This window comes from Bradyrhizobium sp. USDA 4506, assembly GCF_054058795.1.
The window spans coordinates 5289153-5310054 of record NZ_JBSSBM010000002.1 but is presented as its reverse complement, the minus strand read 5'-3'; the positions used below and the strand labels follow the sequence as shown (position 1 = coordinate 5310054).

The window sequence follows — 20902 nt, the reverse complement described above, 5'->3', positions numbered from 1 at the left end:
CGACGGCGAGACTTAACTTTCCTTCACCCCGTCCCACCACGGGCAGGTCCCGGACATCAGCCTGAAATTGCCTTCCATCACCTGCACCGGTGCGCGCTTGCCCTCGGCGGCGGCGCGCATCCGCATCTCGCGCGCGACAGCGCGGTCCTCCGGCGACAGCCAGACCCGCTCGTGGCCCCACAGGCTCGGGCCGTCATGCATCTCGAACGGTGTCCAGTTCACCGGATCGATCTCGCGGCCGCCCCAGCCGCACTCGACCATGAAGGCGGACGGCGACCTGGCGTAGAACGACGTCATCAGATCGTTGGTGTGACGGCCGAGCGTGACGTTGACCCGGTCTTCCTGCTGCGCGACGTCATAGGCTTGGCCGACATCGTCGAGTGAGAACAGCTCGACCATCAGATGATGCATGCCGTTCGTGCCGGTCTCGATCAGCGCCAGCGAGTGGTGGCGAGCATTGACGTGGAAGAAATAGGCGCGGAACGGTTTTTCGATGTAGTCGCTGAGGCCGAAGCCGAGCACGTCGACATAGAAGCTCATCACCGGGGCGATGTGCTCGACGGTCAGCACGACGTGGCCGAGGCCGAGCGGCCCGGTGCGGAAGCCGGAGATCGAGCGCCCCGGCCTGAACGGCGTGTCGTCGATCTCGGCGCCATGAAACGCCTCGAGGCGGTTGCCGGCGGGATCCCGAAACGAGATCAAACCGCGCACCCGCCTGCTATCTACGAGCGCCTGCGGCTCTGATGTCACCGCGACGCCGGCGCGCTCCAGCCGTGCCGCCAGCGCGTCGAGGGCCGCACGGTCAGCCACCTCCCAGCCGAAGAACCGGGTGCCTTCGCCCTGGGCGCGGTCGATCACGATGCGCTGCTTGCGGTCGTCCATCCGGAACGCGAGCAACGAGTTGCCGCGTTCGACCGCCTGCAGCCCGACGAGGCCGGTGCCGAACTGCCGCCAGTCGTCGAGCGCGTCGGAGCCGAAGCCGGCATATCCGAGACCCAAAATCGCCATCTGCGCCTCCGCTATCTGTCTGTTTTTTGGGCGGCCGGCCGGCCGCCATTTCGGCAAATGCTACGCGGTTTCTTGCCCCTTCAAACCCCGAAAATGCCGTCCAGGGGGCGTCCCGCCTTGGGGCAGGGCTGCCGGGCCATCCCTTGACACGGCCCGCGCCGGGTGGTGAGTAACGGGCATGAGCACCGTTGCCAGCCCATCCCGTCGTTGGTGGCCCACCTTCTCATAGGTGGCCGGTGCGTTTTCTTTTTTCACAAACGTCGAAGGTCGCCATCGCAGTGCGACCGATGGTTAGTTTATTTGCCCTTCGTTTGTCCTGTGTGGCGCTCTCTCGGCAAGTCTCGTAAGAGGATCACATGAACAGGACAGTCTTCTCCCTGCCGGCTCGAAGCGAATATCTGACCAATGGCGGCCTTGCGGTCGCGCGCGTGGTCGAGCAGTTCACCGGCGGCGCCAACCGCCTCGACGATTTGATCGCGCTACTGGACCGCCGCCGCGGCGTGGTGCTGTCCTCGGGCACGACGGTACCGGGCCGCTACGAGAGCTTTGACCTCGGCTTTGCCGATCCGCCGCTGGTGCTGGAGACGTCAGGTACGAACTTCTCGTTGCAGGCGCTGAACCCGCGCGGCGAGGTCCTGATCGCCTTCCTCGGCGACGTGCTGCGCGAGCCCTGCGTCGTGATCTCAGAGCGGAGCGCAACGCGGCTCGCCGGCCACATCATCCGCGGCGCCGCGCCGGTCGAGGAAGACCAGCGCACCCGCCGCGCCAGCGTGATGTCGCTGGTGCGCGACATGGTGGCGGCGTTCACCTCCAATGCCGATCCGCTGCTCGGCCTGTTCGGCGCCTTCGCCTACGACCTCGTGTTCCAGATCGAGGACCTCGTGCAGAAGCGCGCCCGCGAGGCCGACCAGCGCGACATCGTGCTCTACGTGCCGGACCGCCTCTTGGCCTATGACCGCGCCACCGGCCGCGGCGTGGCGCTCACTTACGAGTTCGCGTGGAAGGGCAAATCCACCGCCGGCCTGTCGCAGGAGACCGCGCCGAGCCTCTACGCCAGGAACGGCCGGCAGGGCTTTGCCGATCACGCCCCGGGCGAGTACCAGGCGACCGTCGAGGTCGCGCGCGCGGCGTTTGCCCGCGGCGATCTGTTCGAGGCGGTGCCCGGGCAGCTGTTTGCCGAGCCCTGCGAGCGCTCGCCGGCGGAAGTGTTCCAGCGGCTCTGCCGCATCAACCCGTCGCCCTACGGCGCGCTGATGAATCTCGGCGCCGGCGAATTCCTGGTCTCGGCGTCGCCGGAGATGTTCGTCCGTTCCGATGGCCGCCGGGTCGAGACCTGCCCGATCTCGGGCACCATCGCGCGAGGTTCGGATTCGATCGGCGATGCCGAGCAGATCCGAAAGCTGTTGAACTCGGAGAAGGACGAGTTCGAGCTCAACATGTGCACCGACGTCGACCGCAACGACAAGGCGCGCGTCTGCGTGCCCGGCACCATCAAGGTGCTGGCGCGGCGTCAGATCGAGACCTACTCAAAGCTGTTCCACACCGTCGACCACGTCGAAGGCATGCTGCGGCCGGGCTTCGATTCGCTCGACGCCTTCCTGACCCACGCCTGGGCCGTGACCGTGACCGGCGCGCCGAAACTGTGGGCGATGCAGTTCGTCGAGGATCACGAGCGGTCGCCGCGGCGCTGGTATGCCGGCGCGATCGGCTGCGTCAATTTCGACGGCAGCATCAACACCGGGCTCACCATCCGCACCATCCGCATGAAGGACGGTCTCGCCGAGGTGCGCGTCGGCGCGACCTGCCTGTTCGATTCAGATCCCGCCGCCGAGGATCGTGAGTGCCAGGTCAAGGCGGCGGCGCTGTTCCAGGCGCTGCGCGGCGATCCGCCGAAGCCGCTGTCGGATTTCGCGCCCGACGCCACCGGCTCCGGCAAGAACGTGCTCTTGATCGATCACGACGACAGCTTCGTGCACATGCTGGCCGATTACTTCCGCCAGGTCGGTGCCAACGTCACCGTGGTCAGGCATATCCATGCCCAGGACATGCTCAAGAAGAAGGGCTGGGACCTCCTGGTGCTGTCGCCCGGGCCGGGGCGCCCGGAGGATTTCGGCATCGCGAAGACCATCGACACCGCGCTGGAGAAGCAGCTGCCGATCTTCGGCGTCTGCCTCGGCGTGCAGGCGATCGGCGAGTATTTCGGCGGCCAGCTTGGCCAGCTCGGCCAGCCCGCGCATGGCCGTCCCTCGCGCGTCCAGGTGCGTGGTGGCCGGCTGATGCAGAACCTGCCCAATGAGATCGTGATCGGCCGCTACCACTCGCTCTATGTCGAGCGCGACAGCGTGCCCGAGGTGCTGGCGGTGACCGCGACCACCGAAGACGGTGTCGCGATGGTGATCGAGCACAAGACCCTGCCGGTCGGCGGCGTGCAATTCCATCCGGAATCGCTGATGTCGCTCGGCAACGAGGTCGGCCTGCGCATTGTCGAGAATGCATTCCGGCTTAATGTGAGTAGCAAGTGAAGGCTAAGTTTAACCATCGTCATTCCGGGATGGTGCGTTAGCACCAGACCCGGAATCTCGAGATTCCAGGTTCGATGCTTCGCATCGCCCCGGAATGACCCTCAGAGCGAGACCAATGACCTTCGACCACGACATCAAGGCGACCGTTCGCACCATCCCGGACTACCCGAAGAAGGGCATCCTGTTTCGCGACATCACGACGCTGCTGGCGGATGCTCGCGCCTTCCGCCGCGCGGTCGATGAGCTGGTGCATCCCTGGGCGGGGGCGAAGGTCGACAAGGTCGCCGGCATCGAGGCCCGCGGCTTCATCCTCGGCGGCGCGGTGGCGCATCAGCTCTCCGCCGGCTTCGTGCCGATCCGCAAGAAGGGCAAGCTGCCGCACACCACGGTGCGGATTGCCTATTCGCTTGAATACGGCATCGACGAGATGGAGATGCATGCCGACGCCGTGCAGCCCGGCGAGCGCGTGATCCTGGTCGACGATCTGATCGCGACCGGCGGCACCGCGGAGGGCGCGGTGAAGCTGCTGCGCCAGATCGGCGCCAATGTGGTCGCCGCCTGCTTCATCGTCGACCTGCCTGACCTCGGCGGCGCGGCCAAGCTGCGCGCGATGGACGTTCCGGTGCGCACGCTGATGGCGTTCGAGGGGCATTGATCTCTTAGCCTCGCCCCGCGTGCGGGGAGAGGCCGGATCGCATCGAAGATGCGATCCGGGTGAGGGGACTCTCCGCGCACTCCAATCTCGGTCGAATTTGCGGAACCAGCCCCTCACCCCGACCCTCTCCCCGCAAGAGCGGGGCGAGGGAGCAGAGTCATCCCCGCTGCAGCAGCATGCTCAATTCGAGATCGCGGAACGTCGTGTAATTCCGCCGGATCCATTGATGCAGCTCGGTCGATGAATCCCTTTCCTGGCGCAGATAGCCGGTGAAGGAGAAGTTCAGCCGGTCGATATAGGTCTTCAGGAACACCGGCAGCGCGCGGAAGCGCAGCACCCGGCTGGCGGTCATGACCGGCGGCAGCTCGCCGCGCACCACGAACTCGTTGTCGATGACGATCAGCGCATTCGGCGGGATCGTGCCGAGCAGCGTCTGGTAGCCGCGCACCGAGGCGCGGTCGGTATCGGCGACGTACAGGATCACGGGTGAGACGCGGCGGCGCAGCGCCTCCTTCATCAGCCCGATCTCGTCGCACATTTTGAAGAATTCGTCGAAGGCGTGGTAGCCGAGGTCGATCACCTTGCCGATGCCGTCATTGACGATGACGCGGTCCATCAGCTGCATCTTGCCGTAGGTGTCGATCACATCTGCCGTTTCGGTGATCCGCGGCAGGTAGTCGAGCAGCGACGGCTCCTTCAGATTGATGTCGTAGCAGACCACGTCGCCGTTCTTGAGCAGCAGGAATTCGCCGAGCAGCCGCGCGATCAGCGTCTTGCCGACCTGCGGGCGGGGCGAGCAGATGATGTAAACGGGCGTCGATGACATCGCCCGCTATATCAGGCCAAATTTTCGCCTAATCCAGCCCCATCAAGGTCGAAGGTCCGACTATTTTTCGCCTTTGGCCGACTTGGCGCCGACCAGGTCGGTCAGCTTGATCCGGTCGTACTCGCTCCAGACATTGGCGAGCCAGTGCCGGACATAGCCGCGCAGCACGAAGGAGTAGTTGGCGGCGTCGTCGTTGATGCCCTTGTTGGCGACGAATTTCAGGAACGGAACCGAGGAGACCTCGACCTGCTCATAGGCCATTTCGTTGAGCTTCGGGATGGTCAGGTCCACGGCATCCTTGATGCGGTGGAAGTAGGAATTGTAGGTCGCCTGGTCCCACTGGAAGAACTGGGTGTCGTTGATGAAGTTCTTCACCAGGAAATATTTCGCGCCGCTCATGAAGTTGGCGGTTTCGGCGATCTCGTCCAGCGAAGCGATCGACGGGCCGAGGATATGGAACACGGCGAAGGTGATCTGGCCGGAACGCGCCGCGTCGAGGAAGCCGATATCGCGCAGCGAGGCCAGCGCGGGCGACAACAGGCCGGCGCGGACGTCGATCACGGTAACCGAGGGCCCCGAGTTCAGCGTGTCGAAGATCTTCATCTGGTCCGCGGTCGTCGTCATGTCGACGATCTCGGTGATGTCAGGATGGAAGCGCTTCAGCGTGCCGCGCGGCGATTCGGTGTCGAACGCCCGGGTCTGCACGTTATTGGCACTGAAATAGTCCAGGAGCGTCCGCGAGACGGTGGTCTTGCCGACCCCGCCCTTGTCGGCGCCCACCACGATCACAACCGGCTTTGCCATGGAAGTCCCTTAAAGCGCGCTCCCGATCGCGATGGCGATCGGCAAGTCCCCACACTGCTTTGGGCGCGAACATGGCAGAAACGAGGGAGAATTCAATTCCTTAAGGCGTCCACGATCGGTTTGGTGGGAATTTCCTTAATGGACTGAGTAAGCTAGGGCCATGATCCGGAAAAATGCGCAGCGGTTTTCCGAGACAATCATGGTCAAATCAAACCGCTACAGCGGTCAGCGGCGCGGGCCCCAAGGGCCCTGGAGCGGACCTTGAAGCGGACCAAACGGTCCCTGCCTCGGAGTTGTGTCCGGCAGCGGCGGCGGATTGTCCGGCTGTGCCGTCGGCGTATCGCCCCATGGGCCATGGGTCGCCGGCGGAGGCTGGTCGCCCGCCGCGGACGGCTCATCCTGCGGCTCCGTCTCGTCCGGCAGCGCCAGCGGTCCGGGATCGTGGCCGCCGGCGTATTTCACCAGGGCATCGACCCGGGACTTGACCGAGGGATGGGTGGCAAACAGGTCGGCAAACCCCTCGCGCGGATTGTCGACGCAGAGTTCCATCACCGCCGAGGTGGCGTCCGGCAGCTCGCCGCGGTTCTCGATCTTGCGCAGTGCAGAGATCATCGCGTCGGGGTTCTTGGTCAGCTCCACCGATCCGGCATCGGCGAGGAATTCGCGCGAGCGCGACAGCGCGAGCTTGACCACTTGCGACAGCAGCCAGGCCAGCACGATCAGCGCGACCGCGATGATGATCACGATGATCGCGCCGCCACCGGAGCCCTTGCTGTCGCGGTCCGAGGAGGATGACGACGATCGTGAGGATGACGACCAGCCGCCACCGCCGCCGCTCGAGTTCCACGACAGGTTCGTGAACAGGCGGAAGAACAGCTCGCCGAAGAAGCCGACCACGCCGGCGATGATCACGGCGATCACCATCAGCTGCACGTCGCCGTTCTTGATATGGGTGAGCTCGTGGCCGAGCACGGCCTCGATCTCCTTATCGTTCAGCGCCTTCAACAGGCCGGTGGTGGCGGTGATGGCGTATTGGCTCCGGTTCAGTCCGGTCGCGAACGCATTCAGCGCCGGGCTGTCTATCACCTTCAGCCTCGGCATCGGGATGCCGCGCGAGATGCAGAGATTTTCCAGGAGATTGTAGAGCCGCGGCTCTTGCTGCCGCGTCACGCTCTCGCCGCCGGTGACGGCATCGATCATCTTCTGGTGGAAGAAATAGGCGATCACGATCCAGGCCGCTGCCGCGATCGTCGCCCACGGCAAGGCCGAGACCAGGTCGCGCAAGGCCCGCGTCAGGTAATAGTCGACGGTGCGGCCGCTATCGATCATCACCTCCGCGACCAGCGCGCCGGCATAGACCAGCACGTAGATCAGCAGGAACAGGCCGGCAAGAAGCAGCATCGAACGAAACTTGTTCGATGCGATATGCGTGTAGAGACCATAGGCGGCCATGGTGCGCGTCCGCTCTCACCGTCATTCCGGGGCGCGCGGCACGCGCGAACCCCAATGCGCAATTGCGCTTTGTGGAATCTCGAGATTAGTGAGTGAGATGAGATTCCGGGTTCGATGCGTTGCATCGCCCCGGAATGACCGAAGGGGCGTCATCTCGAAGGAAGTAATCAGAACTTCACGCTGGGCGCCGCCTCGACTTCCGTGCGGCTGGCGCCGAGGTCGAAGAAATCCTTGCGGGTGAAGCCGAACATGCCGGCGAACAGCGCGGCCGGCATCTGCTGGATGCCGGTGTTGTATTCCTGGACCGCATTGTTGAAGAAGCGGCGGCTGGCGGCGATCTTGTTCTCGAGATCGGAGAGCTCGGAGGCGAGCTGCTGGAAATTGGCGTTGGCCTTGAGGTCCGGATAGGCCTCCGACAGCGCGATCAGCCGGCCGAGCGCGCCGGAGAGCTGGTTTTCCGCCGCCGAGACCTGGGCCGGACCCTGCGCCGACATCGCCGAATTGCGCGCCTTGATGACGTCGTCGAGCGTGCCGCGCTCATGCGCAGCATAGCCCTTCACGGTCTCGACCAGGTTTGGGATCAGGTCGTGACGCTGCTTGAGCTGCACGTCGATGTCGGCAAAGGCCTGTCCGACCCGCTGGCTGAGCGCCACGAGGCGGTTGTAGGCGCCGAATGCAAACAGCACGAGAAGCACGATGACGCCGATAACGATCCAGCTGGTCGACATGACGGGGCAGCTCCTGATGGACGAGACGGCGGCACCGTAGCCCAAGATCGTGGCGCAGGGCAGCCCGCCGCGGAAAGGTGGGCAAGCGTTAGTCGGTGATGGCCGCAAATTAGTTCAATATCGTCCCGGCGAAGGCCGGGACCCATACGCCGCGGCCCGCGGAAGGGGCGCAAGCGGCGACGGCTTCACTCGCAACAAACCTCGGTGGTTATGGGTCCCGGCCTTCGCCGGGACGACGTAACTAGACCGCATCGCCCCAGCGCCAGCGCCGGGCGCGGGCGTAATCGGTTTTGGCACGGCGCGGGATCCGCGCAACCGATACGCCCTCGGGCGTGCACAGTTTCGCCGCGATCTCGACCTTGCCGACGTCCGGCTGCGCCAGCACGCGCGATGGCCTGTTCTCAACGCGCGCGCGGCTCAGCGCGACATAGGCGAAGCGCTCGTCCTCGAAGGGTAGCTCCGCGCCCTTGACCTGCTTGTGCGCGCGCGAGCGTTGCAGGCGCTGCGAGAAGTGGCACCAATCGGGCGCGACCAGCGGACAGCCACCGTCATGCGGGCAGGGTGCCACGACGTGCGCGCCGGCGGCGATCAGGCGTGCGCGCAATGCGATGATCCGCGCATAGCCGGCGGGCGTACCGGGCTCGACGACCAGCAGCGTGTCGCTGGTCTTCGACCACAGCGCATCGGCCAGCGCCCCGCGCTCGGCATCGCCGAGTTCGCCGATCATGTAGCTGGCGACGACGAGGTCGGCGGGCTCGGCCTTGTCGAGCAGGGCGCGCGCCTCGCCGCGTTGATAGCTGGCGTCGTGCAGGCGAATGCTGCCGTGAAACAGCTCCTCGGCGAGCGTCCGCAACGCGCCGTTGGCATCAAGTAGGGTGAAGTCCCGCAGCGACGTGAACGCTTCCGCGGCGGCCCAGGTCGCGGTCCCCGGACCGGCACCGACATCGAGCAGGCGCGCCGGCGCGAAGTCCGGCCTGATCTCCGTCAGGGCGTTGAGGCTCGCTGCGACGGCGGCATAGGTCGCCGGCATCCGCGCCAGCGCATAGGCCAGCGCATCGGTCTCGGTCCTGATCGTCGAGGAGCCGCCGCCCTCGCGATAGGTCTGCGAGATCACCGCCGCGCGGCCGGCGGCGTCGCTGCGCGACAGGCCTTCGAGCCTGGCGTTGAGGGCTGCGCGCAGTTCGGCGGGGAGATCGGGTGAGGTCATGTGACGGACTATCCCACGTCATTGCGAGCGGAGCGAAGCAATCCATAGCGCCGCGTGCTGAGGCATGGATTGCTTCGTCGCTATCGCTCCTCGCAATGACGATGCGGAGGCGCGGGTATCAAGAAAATGACGTCGACGCGTAGGTGCTACGCCTAAGCCACGTTCTGGTCGAGGATGTCCACCGCGCCCTGCAGGTCGACCGACACCAGCTGCGACACGCCGCGCTCGGCCATGGTGACACCGAACAGCCGGTTCATCCGCGCCATCGTGATCGGATTGTGCGTGATGATGATGAAGCGTGTCTCGGTCGAGCCGGTCATCTCGTTCAGCAGGGTGCAGAACCGTTCGACGTTGTGGTCGTCGAGCGGCGCGTCGACCTCGTCCAGCACGCAGATCGGCGACGGGTTGGTCAGAAACACCGCGAAGATCAGCGCGAGCGCCGTCAGCGCCTGCTCACCGCCCGAGAGCAGCGAGAGCGTCTGCGGCTTCTTGCCGGGCGGCTTGGCGATGATCTCGAGGCCGGCCTCGAGCGGATCGTCGCTCTCGATCAGATGCAGCGCGGCTTCGCCGCCGCCGAACAGCTCGGTGAACAGCCGCTTGAAGTGGTTGTTAACGGTCTCGAACGAGGTCAGCAGGCGCTCGCGCGCCTCGCGGTTGAGGCTCTGGATGCCCTGGCGCAGCCGCTTGATCGCTTCGACCAGATCGTCGCGTTCGGTGGTCAGCGCGGTGTGCTGGGTCTCGACTTCCTTGAGCTCTTCCTCGGCACGCAAATTGACGGCGCCGAGCCGCTCGCGGTCGCGGCGCAACTTTTCGAGCTCTTCCTCGACCTGCGTGACCGGCGGCAGCTCCTGGCCGGGTTCGATCTCGGCCATGCCGACGACCGCGCTGGGCTCGACCTCGAGCATGTCGTGGATCTCGCGCTCGATGTCGGCGAGGCGGCGGCGGGTGCCTTCCATACGCTCCTCGGCGCGCGCGGTAGCTTCGCGGGATGAGGACAGCGCTTCGAGCGAGGCCTTGGCGAGGCGATCGGTTTCCGCCATCGCGGCTTCCGCGGTCGCCAGCGCGTCGGCGGCGATGCGGCGATCGCCTTCGGCGTGCTCGATCTCCGTGATCAGCGCGCTGCGCTTCTCGGCGAAAACTTCGGGCGCATTGGCGAGTTCCTCGCGCTCGGCCGACACCTCGGCGATGCGCGCCTCGACGGTCTCGACCTGCGAGGCGGCGCTGGTCTTGCGGGTCTGCCACTCATTGCGCTCGGCAACGATCGCCTGCACGCGGCGGTCGGCGAGCTCGGCCTCGCGGGCCAGCGCCTGCGCCTCGGCGCGGACTTGCGCCGCGGCCCGGCGCTGGTTGTCGATCTCGGCGCGAACCGCGGCGAGCTGGGCCTCGGTCTCGACACCCGGCGGCAGTTCGGCGAGCGCGGCAGCCGCGCTCTCATGCGCGGCTTCGGCCTCGGCGCGGTCGGCGGCGACGCGGCTGTGCGCCTCGGTCAGCGCCGATTTGCGCGCGGCGTGGCGGTTGATCTCGCGCTCGGTGGCGGCATGACGTTCGCGCGCGGCGTCGGCCTCGCGGCGGGCGGCGCGGACGGCTTCGCGCGAGGCACCCTCGGCGGCGGACGCCGAGCGCAATTCCTCTTCAGCCGTCTCCAGCGCCTGGCGCTTGGTGGAGGCATCGATGCGGGCCTGTTCCAGCTCGTGCTCGATGTCGACAAGACGGGCGCGCTCGGCAAGACGGCGGGCGGCGCCGGTCGGGGCATGCGCGTCGGCGACGAAGCCGTCCCAGCGCCAGACGTCGCCTTCGAGCGACACCAGCCGCTGGCCGGTCTTCAGCTGCGACACCAGCGCCGCGCCGCGTTCCTTGGCGACGACGCCGATCTGGGCCAGGCGGCGCGCCAGTTCCGGCGGCGCCTGGACATGGTCGGCCAGCCGCTCGACGCCATCCGGCAGCGCCGGATCTTCGCCGGCCACGCCTATATTGGTCCAGCGCATCGGCGCGGAGGAATCCACCGGCGCATCGAGGTCGTCGCCAAGCACGGCGCCGATCGCCTTTTCATAGCCCTTGGCGACGGTGATGCCGTCGATGATCGGCGGCCACAGATTCTTGGTCTCGCTCGTGACGAGCTTGGAGATGGTGCGGGCTTCCGTCTCGAGCCGCTGCACGCGCTTCTCGGCTTCGGTGAGCGGATTGCGCGAGGCTTCCAGCGTCTGCCGCGCGGCGGCGTGATGCGCCTCGCTGGTCTGCACGGCGGCCTCGGACTCGGCGAGCGTCTGCTGCGCCATCTCCATGGCAGCGGCCAGCGCGTCGATGTCGCCGAGATTGCCGGTCTCCTGCGCGAGCCTGGATTCCTCGGCCTGGACGCTGGCGATCTCCTGATCGAGCCGCGCGAGGCGATCGCGATGCGTGCGCACGCCGGCTTCGAGCTGGTTGCGCTTGGCGGTGAGATCGGCGAGCTGCGTGGTCAACTCGGAGAACTGACGCTCGGTCGCGGCCAGGATCTCCTCGGCCTCAGCGACGCGCTCGTCGACGCCAGAGCGCTTCTCGACGCGCGACTTGATCTCTTCCTTCAGCTCGGCGTCTTCCGTGTCGAGCCGCTGCAGCGCGATGTCGGCATCCGAGGTCTGCTGCTGTTCGCGCGCGATGTCCTGGGCGAACTGGGTGAGACGGCGATCGAGCTCGCCGACGCGCTCCTTGGCGCGCTGCTCCTCGCGGTCGAGCATCTCGCGCGCGTTGGTCAGGCGCTGCAAGCCGGCGGCGGCGCGCGCCTCGGCATCGCGCAGCGCCGGCAGTTCGGCAGCGCGGATCGCCTGGATGCGGGCGGATTCGGCCTGCTCGCGGGTGCGCTCGGCCATCTCGCGCACGGAGATATCATGGGTCTGCGCGGCGTCGTTGACGTCGGCATTGGCCTCGATCCAGCGCAGATGGAACAGCATGGCTTCGGACTTGCGCACCTTGGCCGCGACCTCACGGTAGCGGATCGCCTGGCGCGCCTGCTTCTTCAGGCCTTCCATCTGGCCTGTGAGCTGGCCGATCACGTCCTCGACGCGGGTGAGGTTGGTTTCGGCCGCCTTCAGCCGCAGTTCCGCCTCGTGGCGGCGGGCATGCAGGCCGGCCACGCCGGCGGCGTCTTCCAGCACGCGGCGGCGCTGCTCGGGCTTGGCCTGGATGATCTCGCCGATCTTGCCCTGGTGGACCAGCGCCGGCGACCGCGCGCCGGTGGCGGCGTCGGCGAACAGGATCTGCACATCTCTTGCACGGACATCGCGGCCGTTGATGCGGTAGACTGAGCCGGCTTCGCGCTCGATGCGGCGGGAGATTTCCAAGAGCTGGCTGTCGTTCACCGCGGCCGGCGCCGAGCGATCGGAATTGTCGATCGTCATCACGACTTCGGCGTGATTGCGTGCCGGACGGTTGCCGGAACCGGCGAAGATCACCGCGTCCATGTCGGCGGCGCGCAGCGACTTGTGCGAGGTCTCGCCCATCGCCCAGCGCAGCGCTTCGACGAGATTGGATTTGCCGCAGCCATTCGGTCCGACGACGCCGGTCAGGCCCGGCTCGATCATGAAATCGGTGGGTTCAACGAACGACTTGAAACCGTGCAGGCGGAGGCGCGTGAGCTTCATGTACACAAATCTCGTTTGGCCGGGCACGAATCTCCCTGCCGTGACAATACCATGGAAGGCAATGTCGGTGTGTGGGTGAGTTGCTGCGTGCAGCTCTCATGAGCGGCGACAATGGCGATGCGAGCGCGTCAGGGCAACCGCTTGAGCAAGCTTTTCCCAAGGGATTTGCAGGGTTTTATGGCCCTTGCATGTCCTCGATGATTCGCATCGCGCGAATCAGGTTTTCAACAACCAAATGATGCGACGGGCGCGTGCCGTGATCGCAAATCATCCACAATGATCGTGCCTCGACTCGAAAGCGAGGCACGAAGACGTCAGGTTCGCGGGCTCCCGATCAGCTCTTCAGCAGCGGATCGATGTGTTTGCTGAATTCCTCGAACGAGGTCTCGCCCTTCAGCATCTCGCCGTTGACGAAGAAGGTCGGCGTCGAGTTCACCTTCAGCACCTCGTTGGCGTATTTCTGGTCGGCCGCGATCTTGTCGAGCAGCTTCTGATCCTTCAGGCAGTCCTCGACCTGCTGCTGGGTGAGGCCGGCCTGCTTGCCGATCCGGGTCAGTGTCTCGGTGGTGTTCTTCACCACCCAGTCGTTCTGCTGGCGGAACAACAGGTCGATCACGGCAAAATACTTCGGCGCGTCGTCCTTGGCGATACAGCGCGCCAGCATCGAGCCGGCGGCGGCCTTGATGTCGAGCGGGAATTCGCGGAACACGTAGCGGACCTTGCCGGGGTCGATGTAGGTCGACTTGATCTTCGGGAACACGGTCTCGTTGAAATTGGCGCAGTGCGGGCAGGTCATCGAGGCGTATTCGACGATCGTCACCTTGGCGTCCTGCGGGCCGAGCCCCATGTCCGGCAGCGACTGCGGCTTGGCGACCTCGGCGGCGGTCTGCGCGAACGCGTCGGTGATCAGGCGCAGCGGCGACAGGCCGGCGAGGGCGGCAAGCCCGGTCAGCGAGAGAGCGGTGGTGAAGGCGCGGCGCGTGATGATCAAGGTCAGCTCCCGGATTGGCGCATTCACGCCACAATGAAGGGGTCCCGAAAAAGAAGCCTTCGCTAGCTTGAAACGGCCATTGTGGCAATGCCGCGGTCTTGCGGCGGGCCTGCCGAAAAGCGTCAATTTCGCTTGATCGAGGCACCCAAACGGGCCAGCGCCGCGCGCAGATCGTCGTCCTCGACGGCCGCAAGGTTGGCCGCCTCCCGGGCCACGGTTTTGGCGTCCGGCGGGCGCGGCCGTACCGGGCGGCTGCGGCGCGAGAGCGGCGCCTGCCGGATGGTCAGGCGGCCGACCGCATGCCAGCCGAAGAAGCGGTTCACCCGTTCCAGGATGACGTCGGAGGAGTGCTGGATCTCCAGCGCCATCGGCCCTTCGACCCGCAGCACCAGCGTCGCCGGCTCCTGCGGCTGTCCCTCCACCGGCCGCGGCCACTGCATCTTCAGCGGCTCGCAATAGGCGGCAATTCGCTCGCCCGCGATCTCGGTCCAGCGCGTCACCAATTCGCGCGCGGCAAAGCCCTGCTTGGCATAGGCGTCGGTGAAGACGTCGCTGAGCAGGATCGACAGGGGCTTGGCGCTGATCGGGCCGGGTCTGGACATGGGAGGGTTATAGCAGTGGTGGTGATGTGGCTGAAACCGTGTTCATCATTGTGGCGGCGTTTTCCGTGCCGGGCGAAGAAAGACGTGGATGCCCGGGTCAAGCCCGGGCATGACATGGCGAGATGTGGCTTAAGATGCGTTCATGAGTTCTCGCGCTGCCGCCAAAATCAAATCGACCGATCAGCAGGCCGACCGCCCGGCGCGTCTGCTCGCCTGGTATGACCGGCATCGCCGGACGCTGCCGTGGCGCGCGGTGGCGGGGGAGCGGGCCGATCCGTATCGCGTCTGGCTGTCGGAGATCATGCTGCAGCAGACCACGGTGCGGGCAGTCGGACCGTATTTCGAGAAATTCGTGTCGCGCTGGCCCGATGTGACCGCGCTTGGGCGTGCCTCGCTCGACGACGTCCTGAGGATGTGGGCCGGGCTCGGCTATTATTCGCGGGCGCGCAATTTGCACGCCTGCGCGGTCGCGGTGATGGGCGACCACGGCGGGGTGTTTCCGGACACCGAGGAGGGCCTGCGCGCGCTGCCCGGCATCGGGCCGTACACCGCGGCCGCGATCGCCGCCATCGCCTTCGACCGCCGCACCATGCCGGTGGACGGCAACATCGAGCGCGTGGTCAGTCGGCTCTACGCCATCGAGGAGGCGCTGCCGCAGGCCAAGCCGCTGATCAAGGAGATGGCGGCGACATTGCTCGGCCCGTCCCGCGCCGGCGACAGTGCTCAGGCGCTGATGGATTTGGGCGCGACGATCTGCACGCCGAAGAAGCCGGCCTGCGCATTGTGTCCGCTGAATGACGACTGCGCGGCGCGCACGCGCGGCGATCAGGAAACGTTCCCGCGCAAGGCACCGAAGAAGAGCGGTATCTTGCGCCGCGGCGCGGCCTTCGTGGTGACGCGCGGCGGCGAGCTTCTGGTGCGCTCGCGCGCGGAGAAAGGCCTGCTCGGCGGCATGACCGAGGTGCCGGGATCGCAATGGCTGGCCGAGCAGGAGGACGCGGCGGCGCTGGCGCAGGCGCCGGACCTGAAGGGCGTCACGCGCTGGCACCGCAAGGCGGGCGTTGTCACCCACGTGTTCACGCACTTCCCGCTGGAGCTCGTCGTCTACACTGCCAGCGTGCCGCCGCGGAGCCGCGCGCCGGATGGCATGCGCTGGGTGCCGGTGGCGACGCTGGACGGCGAGGCGTTTCCGAACGTGATGCGCAAGGTCATCGCGCATGGGCTCGATCTCTGACGATGCGATGAATCACATCATCGGCTCATTTTTTTGAGCATGATTTTTTCGGAAAACCGGTTCCCACTTTTCCGGATCATGCTCTGACCTGCTGACACCATGCTGGCAGCAGGGCTTCGCTATCACCTCCGGAAACCGGAGGCCGCCATGATCGTAACCGCACTCGACCGCATTCCGATGCCGCCCGTCGCAAAGCTACTGGGTTGGCACGTGGTCGACGCCCGTCCGCAGGAGGGCTGGATCAGGATCGTGTTCGACGGCAAGCCGGAGTTTTGCAATCCGGCCGGCTTTATCCAGGGCGGCATGCTCTCGGCGATGCTCGACGATACGATGGGGCCGGCGGTGTTCGTGATGACCGAGGGCCGGCTCTTCACCACGACCATCACGATGACCGTGAATTTCCTGGCGCCGGCAAAACCCGGGCCGATCACCGGCGAGGCGACGGTGACGCAACTCGGCAAGACCATCGCCTTCGTCGAGGGAAAGCTGATCGCCGCCGACGGCACACTGCTCGCCACCGCGAGCAGCAGCATCCGCCTGGTGGAGGCGGCGCGCGCGTTGCGGTGAAGCCGCGCCGGCATTGGTAAGTCCGTCATGCTGAGGTGCGAGCGGAGCGAGCCTCGAAGCATGCCGGCCACCAGCCGGGCCGTTCATCCTTCGAGACGCCGCTTCGCGGCTCCTCAAGATGACGGGTCGAGAGTTGCCTCAGCCTGCCCGCTGCACGATCGGCGGCTTGGCGTTCAGTCCCTCGACCTGGAAACCGGCGACGCGCTTGTAGTTGGCGGCGATGTCTTCCAGCTCCTGCTGCGACAGCACGTCGGTGACGACCTTGAAGCCGTCAGGCGCGCGCTCCTCGACCAGCTGCATCACCTGCTCCGGGCCGTTGCGGCGGTTCAGCATCACGAGGTCTGTGGTCGCAGGCCGCCGCTCGGCCTCATAGGCCGCGAGCGCCGCCTGCGTCGGGCCACGCGCCAACATCTCGCGCGTCAGCACGCGCGCATCCAGGATCGCCTGCGAGGCGCCGTTGGAGCCGATCGGATACATCGGATGCGCGGCATCGCCCATCAGCGTGACGCGGCCGAAGGTCCATTGCGGGATCGGATCGCGATCGACCAGCGGATATTCGTAGGCATGCGGACAGTTCCGGATCAGGCCGGGGACATCGAGCCAGTCGAAATTCCAGCTCTCGAACCACGGCAGGAACTCGTCGAGCCTGGCGGTCCGGTTGTAGTCCTCGCGGCGCCATTGATAGGTCGGCGGCATGTGCCGCTCGGCGACCCAGTTGATGTCGAACTTGCCGTCGGGGCCGGCCTCCTTCGCGATCGGGTAGCAGACGAATTTCAGGATCTCGTGGCCGGCCATGATCATGGTGCGGCCGGTCAGGAAGGCATCGCCGCGGGTGATGCCGCGCCACAGGATGCGGCCGTTCCAGATCGGCGGCCCCTCCTGCGGATAGAGCTTCTCGCGCACCGCCGAATGGATGCCGTCGGCGGCGATCAGCACCGCGCCGTCATAGCTGCCGGCGGGCTTGCCGGTGGCGCGGTCGATGAAATCGGCGCGGACGCCGTCGGCGGTCTCGGTCCAGCCGGTGAGGTGATGGCTGGTGAGAATGTTCGCAGCCCCCAGCCGTTCGGTCGCGGCATCGAGCAGCAGCTGTTGCAGCCGGCCGCGATGGATCGAGAATTGTGGCCATTTATAGCCGGCCTCGAGCCCGCGCGGCTCGCTCCAGATCGGCTTGCCGTGCTTTGAGAAATAGGCGAGCTCGCGGGTGCGCACCGCAGAAGCGTCGAGCACATCGTGCAGGCCGAGCTCGATCAGTTCGCGCACCGCATGCGGCAGCACGTTGATGCCGACGCCGAGCGGCCGCAGCTCGGGCACGCTCTCGAAGACGCGGGCCGGCACGCCGATCTGGTGCAGGCTGAGCGCCAGCGTCAGCCCGCCAATTCCGCCACCTGCAATGAGCACAGTCATAAAAAATCCCCTCAATTGGCCATGGTCATCGCACGACGGCACCGCCGCGGGCAAGGTCCGCGGCGCGCGGGGTGGACGGCCAAGGGGGCTGCCGCTAACCTCCGCGCCGTCAGAACAAGAACCAGAGCCGCGTTCGCAACGAACCGACAAGGCTCGGAGAGGACAGCAACATGCTCAAGCTCTATTTTGCCCGCGGCACCTGCGCGCTCGCGTCCCACATCGCGCTGGCCGAGGCCGGCGCGCCCTACACGACCGAGAAGATCGACTTCAAGACCAACCAGCAGAACAGCCCGGAATACCTGAAGATCAATCCGAAGGGCCGCGTGCCCACTTTGGTGACCGATCGCGGCGTGCTGACCGAGACGCCGGCGATGCTGGCCTATATCGCGCAGAGCTTTCCGCAGGCGAAGCTCGCGCCCGACGACGCCTTCGAATTCGCCAGGCTGCAGGCCTTCAACTCCTATCTGTGCTCGACGGTGCATATCTGTCACGCCCACAAGATGCGCGGTCCGCGCTGGGCGACGCAGGAGACGTCGTTCGCCGACATGAAGGCGATGGTGCCGAAGACCATGGGCGCCTGCTTCAACCTGATCGAGCGCGACATGCTGAAGGGCCCGTGGGTGATGGGCGAGAACTACACCGTCGGCGATGCCTATCTCTACACGCTGACCCTGTGGCTCGACGGCGACGGCGTCGACATCGCAACGCTGCCCAAGGTGAAGGCGCATCGCGCGGCGATGGAGGGCCGCCCGGCGGTGCAGAAGGTGCTGGCGGAGCAGAGGGCGTAAGGCCCAAAAATTCGGTGTCGTCCCGGGCAAGCGCAGCGCGACCCGGGACCCATAACCACCAACGATCGTTGTTACGCGACGCCGGGGCCGCAGCTCACTCTCACAACGCAACCCTGTGGTTATGGGTCCCGGCCTTCGCCGGGACGACGTGTGGAGAGAGCTGGGCTACACCTTCCGCGTCCCCAGCTCGCGTCCGGTCTCCAGCATCAGCTTGCGCAGCCACAGCGAGCCCGGGTCCATCTGGGCACGCGTCGGATAGAACATGTGCTGCGCGTCGATCCCTGGATCGAGCGGCGGCGTCACCGTCATCAGCGACAATTGCTTCGACAGCGCCGAGATCAGCCGGCGCGGCACAAAGGCGACGAGGTCGGTGCGCGCGGTGACGTGCAGCGCCTCGATATAACCCGGCACCACCAGCGCGATCCGCCGCTCGATGCCCTTGGCGCGCAGCCAGGTGTCGATCAGGTCCTCGTTCTGGCCGCGGATGATCACGGCGACATGGCGCGCGGCGAGGAAGGCCTCGCGCTTCTTCAGCTTCGTGCCGACGCCGTGGTCGCGCCGCACCGCGAGTGCATCGCTGTCGGTGTAGAGCCGCTGGCGGTGAAAGCCCTTGAAGGAGTCGCCGATCGAGATCACGAGATCGATGGTGCGGGCGAATTCGGGCGTGAAGATCGCAGGTCCCCGCCACGGCACCACGTCGATGGTGACGTTCGGCGCGATCAGCGTCACCTTCTCCATCAGCGGCGGCATCAGGAGCTCGACCGCGAGGTCGGGCATCATCAGGCGAAAGTGCCGGTCGCTGCGCGCGGCGTCGAAATCGTCGGAAACAAACAGCCCGCGCACCTGGTCGAGCGCATGGGCCAGCGGCGAGCGCAACGCCTGCGCCCGCGGCGTCAGCTCCATCCGCGCGCCGGTGCGCACCAAAAGCGGATCGCCGATCAGGTCGCGCAGCCGCTGCAGCGCGTGGCTGGTCGCCGGCTGCGACAGATTGAGCCGCATCGCGGCGCGGCTGACATTGGCTTCGCGCAGCAGGGCGTCGAGCGCGACCAGCAGATTGAGGTCAAGCGAATTCAAATTCATCGAGTGAATATATATCATACTACCTATCGATTGGAAGAATGCGCGCAGGCGCCGCAGGATTGCGGGCAAGGCGTTTTTCACGAGAGCCGAAGACCGCATCGCGTGAGGAAACGCCTGAAATCAGGGTCTACCAATCGCAAGGAGACGCGCCATGAGCGCAGCCGACAACAAGAAACTGGTGCAGGAGATGTTCGTGATCGCAGGCAGTCCCGATCCTGCGGTGCGCGAGAACTCGCTGTTCATGGCAACGCTTGCCGACGACGCGATCTGGACCGTGACCGGGCAATATTCCTGGTCGCGTACCTTCACCGGCAAGCAGTCGATCATCAACGATCTGCACGGCCATGTCCGCTCGAAACTGGTCGAGCGCGGCCGCACCGTCGCCCATCGCATCATCGCCGACGGCGACATCGTCGTGATCGAGGCCAAGGGCGACAACCTCACCAAGCAAGGTCAGCGCTACGACAACGACTATTGCCTGGTGTTCCGTTTCGACGGTGGTCGGATCAAGGAGGTGCGGGAATATTGCGACTCGGTCCTGACCGAGAAGGCGCTCGGCGCGTTTCCGGCGTAGCAGTCCGCCGCCAACGGGCGGCACAAACGAAGACGGCGCCCATCCGGGCGCCGTCGTCTTGCCGTTGTGTGGATTGGCTTACGCCACCTTGGACTTGAGGTGGCCGAACATGATGTCGCGGGCCGCGTCGTCCATCTCGGCCTTGAAGGTGTGCCTGTCCTTCAGCGCGATCGCGCGCGCCGCCGCCGGCCGCGCCGAGATCTCGTCGACCAGCCGCTTGACGTTCGGATATTTGGCGTAGCCTTCCTCGCCGAGGATGAACGCCGCCATCCGCGCCCAGCCCCAGAACGCCATGTCGACGATCGTGTAGCTGTCGCCGACCATGTAGCGCTGTTTCGCCAGGTGATCGTCGAGGATCTTGTAATGGCGGTGCGCCTCGTACTGGTAGCGGTTGTTGGCGTAGTCGAGATCCTTCGGCGCGAAGTGCTTGAAGTGCACGGCCTGGCCGGAATAGGGGCCGAGGCCGGTCGCGATGAACATCAGCCAGGACAGCGTCGCGGCGCGATTGGCCGGCGTATTGGCGGGCAGGAACTTGCCGTGCTCCTCGGCGAGGTAGAGCAGGATCGCGTTCGAATCGAACACCAGCACGCCGTCATCGTCGATCGCCGGCACCTTGCCGTTCGGGTTGACCTTGAGGAATTCCGGCGCGAACTGCTCGCCCTTGCGGGTATCGACCGGAATCGCCTCGAACGGCAGGCCGGACTCTTCGAGGAACAGCGCGACCTTGTTCGGGTTCGGCGCACCATTGAAATAGAATTTGATCATGAAGGGACTCCCTTGGTTCTTGTAGCCGGCGAGATCGCGACGCGGCGGGGAAGGCCGCAGACCGGCTCCTCTTGCGCA

At 66.0% G+C, this 20902-nt stretch carries 18 protein-coding genes; 6 read left to right on the top strand and 12 right to left on the bottom strand.

Annotated elements, in window-relative coordinates:
• Positions 1–12 precede the first annotated feature (12 nt).
• The gene (locus ACVIHF_RS27310; RefSeq protein ID WP_456792863.1) at positions 13–1008 is read right to left on the bottom strand and encodes a VOC family protein; all 996 of its coding nucleotides are present in this window, start codon (positions 1006–1008) and stop codon (positions 13–15) included.
• Positions 1009–1364: 356 nt separating this feature from the next.
• On the opposite strand from ACVIHF_RS27310, the gene ACVIHF_RS27305 reads away from it, so the two are divergent.
• Together ACVIHF_RS27305 and ACVIHF_RS27300 are read left to right on the top strand one after the other, a co-directional pair.
• Positions 1365–3530 carry an anthranilate synthase component I gene (locus ACVIHF_RS27305; protein WP_456792862.1) on the top strand — a complete coding sequence of 722 codons (2166 nt, stop codon included), beginning with the start codon at positions 1365–1367 and terminating at the stop codon, positions 3528–3530.
• Positions 3531–3645: 115 nt separating this feature from the next.
• Positions 3646–4185 carry an adenine phosphoribosyltransferase gene (locus tag ACVIHF_RS27300; protein ID WP_018273383.1) on the top strand — a complete coding sequence of 180 codons (540 nt, stop codon included), beginning with the start codon at positions 3646–3648 and terminating at the stop codon, positions 4183–4185.
• Between the two features lie 157 nt (positions 4186–4342).
• On the opposite strand, the gene ACVIHF_RS27295 is transcribed toward ACVIHF_RS27300, so the two are convergent.
• The 8 genes from ACVIHF_RS27295 to ACVIHF_RS27260 all read right to left on the bottom strand — a co-directional run bounded on the left by ACVIHF_RS27295 (position 4343) and on the right by ACVIHF_RS27260 (position 14412).
• A complete protein-coding gene (locus ACVIHF_RS27295; protein WP_076830282.1) occupies positions 4343–5011 on the bottom strand; it encodes a P-loop NTPase family protein in 669 nt (222 codons plus the stop codon).
• A 60-nt stretch (positions 5012–5071) separates the two neighbouring features.
• Positions 5072–5815 (bottom strand): P-loop NTPase family protein, encoded by a 744-nt coding sequence (locus ACVIHF_RS27290; protein WP_016839706.1) that lies wholly within the window; start codon positions 5813–5815, stop codon positions 5072–5074.
• 225 nt (positions 5816–6040) lie between these two features.
• On the bottom strand, positions 6041–7267 hold the full coding sequence (locus ACVIHF_RS27285) for a M48 family metalloprotease (RefSeq protein ID WP_456792861.1): 1227 nt from the start codon (positions 7265–7267) through the stop codon (positions 6041–6043).
• A 167-nt stretch (positions 7268–7434) separates the two neighbouring features.
• Positions 7435–7995 carry a LemA family protein gene (locus tag ACVIHF_RS27280; protein ID WP_016839704.1) on the bottom strand — a complete coding sequence of 187 codons (561 nt, stop codon included), beginning with the start codon at positions 7993–7995 and terminating at the stop codon, positions 7435–7437.
• A gap of 241 nt (positions 7996–8236) precedes the next feature.
• Positions 8237–9202 (bottom strand): small ribosomal subunit Rsm22 family protein, encoded by a 966-nt coding sequence (locus tag ACVIHF_RS27275; RefSeq protein WP_456792860.1) that lies wholly within the window; start codon positions 9200–9202, stop codon positions 8237–8239.
• 152 nt (positions 9203–9354) lie between these two features.
• The gene (gene smc / locus ACVIHF_RS27270) at positions 9355–12819 is read right to left on the bottom strand and encodes a chromosome segregation protein SMC (protein WP_253607132.1); all 3465 of its coding nucleotides are present in this window, start codon (positions 12817–12819) and stop codon (positions 9355–9357) included.
• Positions 12820–13153: 334 nt separating this feature from the next.
• Positions 13154–13810 carry a DsbA family protein gene (locus ACVIHF_RS27265; protein ID WP_028338651.1) on the bottom strand — a complete coding sequence of 219 codons (657 nt, stop codon included), beginning with the start codon at positions 13808–13810 and terminating at the stop codon, positions 13154–13156.
• A gap of 122 nt (positions 13811–13932) precedes the next feature.
• Positions 13933–14412 carry a DUF721 domain-containing protein gene (locus tag ACVIHF_RS27260; protein ID WP_028334785.1) on the bottom strand — a complete coding sequence of 160 codons (480 nt, stop codon included), beginning with the start codon at positions 14410–14412 and terminating at the stop codon, positions 13933–13935.
• Between the two features lie 142 nt (positions 14413–14554).
• Between ACVIHF_RS27260 and mutY the strand changes: the two genes are divergently transcribed.
• Positions 14555–15646: an A/G-specific adenine glycosylase gene (gene mutY / locus ACVIHF_RS27255; protein WP_076830294.1), complete on the top strand. Its 1092-nt coding sequence runs from the start codon at positions 14555–14557 to the stop codon at positions 15644–15646.
• 147 nt (positions 15647–15793) lie between these two features.
• On the top strand, positions 15794–16213 hold the full coding sequence (locus ACVIHF_RS27250; protein ID WP_456792859.1) for a PaaI family thioesterase: 420 nt from the start codon (positions 15794–15796) through the stop codon (positions 16211–16213).
• Positions 16214–16351: 138 nt separating this feature from the next.
• Here ACVIHF_RS27250 and ACVIHF_RS27245 read toward each other — a convergent pair whose 3' ends face one another.
• On the bottom strand, positions 16352–17617 hold the full coding sequence (locus tag ACVIHF_RS27245; protein WP_456792858.1) for a flavin-dependent oxidoreductase: 1266 nt from the start codon (positions 17615–17617) through the stop codon (positions 16352–16354).
• Positions 17618–17787: 170 nt separating this feature from the next.
• On the opposite strand from ACVIHF_RS27245, the gene ACVIHF_RS27240 reads away from it, so the two are divergent.
• Positions 17788–18405, top strand: coding sequence for a glutathione S-transferase family protein (locus ACVIHF_RS27240; RefSeq protein WP_456792857.1), 618 nt, complete (start codon positions 17788–17790; stop codon positions 18403–18405).
• A gap of 165 nt (positions 18406–18570) precedes the next feature.
• On the opposite strand, the gene ACVIHF_RS27235 is transcribed toward ACVIHF_RS27240, so the two are convergent.
• On the bottom strand, positions 18571–19485 hold the full coding sequence (locus ACVIHF_RS27235) for a LysR family transcriptional regulator (protein WP_456792856.1): 915 nt from the start codon (positions 19483–19485) through the stop codon (positions 18571–18573).
• Between the two features lie 151 nt (positions 19486–19636).
• On the opposite strand from ACVIHF_RS27235, the gene ACVIHF_RS27230 reads away from it, so the two are divergent.
• A complete protein-coding gene (locus tag ACVIHF_RS27230; protein ID WP_057016996.1) occupies positions 19637–20059 on the top strand; it encodes a nuclear transport factor 2 family protein in 423 nt (140 codons plus the stop codon).
• 78 nt (positions 20060–20137) lie between these two features.
• Here ACVIHF_RS27230 and ACVIHF_RS27225 read toward each other — a convergent pair whose 3' ends face one another.
• Positions 20138–20824 carry a glutathione S-transferase family protein gene (locus ACVIHF_RS27225; protein ID WP_092087369.1) on the bottom strand — a complete coding sequence of 229 codons (687 nt, stop codon included), beginning with the start codon at positions 20822–20824 and terminating at the stop codon, positions 20138–20140.
• Positions 20825–20902: the final 78 nt, after the last annotated feature.

What these genes read in the sequence shown, in the direction of transcription:
- ACVIHF_RS27230 (WP_057016996.1), top strand. Translation starts at nt 19,637, where the DNA reads ATGAGCGCAGCCGACAACAAGAAACTGGTGCAGGAGATGTTCGTGATC.
- smc (WP_253607132.1), bottom strand. Translation starts at nt 12,819, where the DNA reads ATGAAGCTCACGCGCCTCCGCCTGCACGGTTTCAAGTCGTTCGTTGAA.
- ACVIHF_RS27245 (WP_456792858.1), bottom strand. Translation starts at nt 17,617, where the DNA reads ATGACTGTGCTCATTGCAGGTGGCGGAATTGGCGGGCTGACGCTGGCG.
- ACVIHF_RS27250 (WP_456792859.1), top strand. Translation starts at nt 15,794, where the DNA reads ATGATCGTAACCGCACTCGACCGCATTCCGATGCCGCCCGTCGCAAAG.
- ACVIHF_RS27275 (WP_456792860.1), bottom strand. Translation starts at nt 9,202, where the DNA reads ATGACCTCACCCGATCTCCCCGCCGAACTGCGCGCAGCCCTCAACGCC.
- ACVIHF_RS27300 (WP_018273383.1), top strand. Translation starts at nt 3,646, where the DNA reads ATGACCTTCGACCACGACATCAAGGCGACCGTTCGCACCATCCCGGAC.
- ACVIHF_RS27290 (WP_016839706.1), bottom strand. Translation starts at nt 5,815, where the DNA reads ATGGCAAAGCCGGTTGTGATCGTGGTGGGCGCCGACAAGGGCGGGGTC.
- ACVIHF_RS27280 (WP_016839704.1), bottom strand. Translation starts at nt 7,995, where the DNA reads ATGTCGACCAGCTGGATCGTTATCGGCGTCATCGTGCTTCTCGTGCTG.
- ACVIHF_RS27240 (WP_456792857.1), top strand. Translation starts at nt 17,788, where the DNA reads ATGCTCAAGCTCTATTTTGCCCGCGGCACCTGCGCGCTCGCGTCCCAC.
- ACVIHF_RS27260 (WP_028334785.1), bottom strand. Translation starts at nt 14,412, where the DNA reads ATGTCCAGACCCGGCCCGATCAGCGCCAAGCCCCTGTCGATCCTGCTC.
- ACVIHF_RS27285 (WP_456792861.1), bottom strand. Translation starts at nt 7,267, where the DNA reads ATGGCCGCCTATGGTCTCTACACGCATATCGCATCGAACAAGTTTCGT.
- ACVIHF_RS27225 (WP_092087369.1), bottom strand. Translation starts at nt 20,824, where the DNA reads ATGATCAAATTCTATTTCAATGGTGCGCCGAACCCGAACAAGGTCGCG.
- ACVIHF_RS27310 (WP_456792863.1), bottom strand. Translation starts at nt 1,008, where the DNA reads ATGGCGATTTTGGGTCTCGGATATGCCGGCTTCGGCTCCGACGCGCTC.
- ACVIHF_RS27295 (WP_076830282.1), bottom strand. Translation starts at nt 5,011, where the DNA reads ATGTCATCGACGCCCGTTTACATCATCTGCTCGCCCCGCCCGCAGGTC.
- ACVIHF_RS27305 (WP_456792862.1), top strand. Translation starts at nt 1,365, where the DNA reads ATGAACAGGACAGTCTTCTCCCTGCCGGCTCGAAGCGAATATCTGACC.
- ACVIHF_RS27235 (WP_456792856.1), bottom strand. Translation starts at nt 19,485, where the DNA reads ATGAATTTGAATTCGCTTGACCTCAATCTGCTGGTCGCGCTCGACGCC.
- mutY (WP_076830294.1), top strand. Translation starts at nt 14,555, where the DNA reads ATGAGTTCTCGCGCTGCCGCCAAAATCAAATCGACCGATCAGCAGGCC.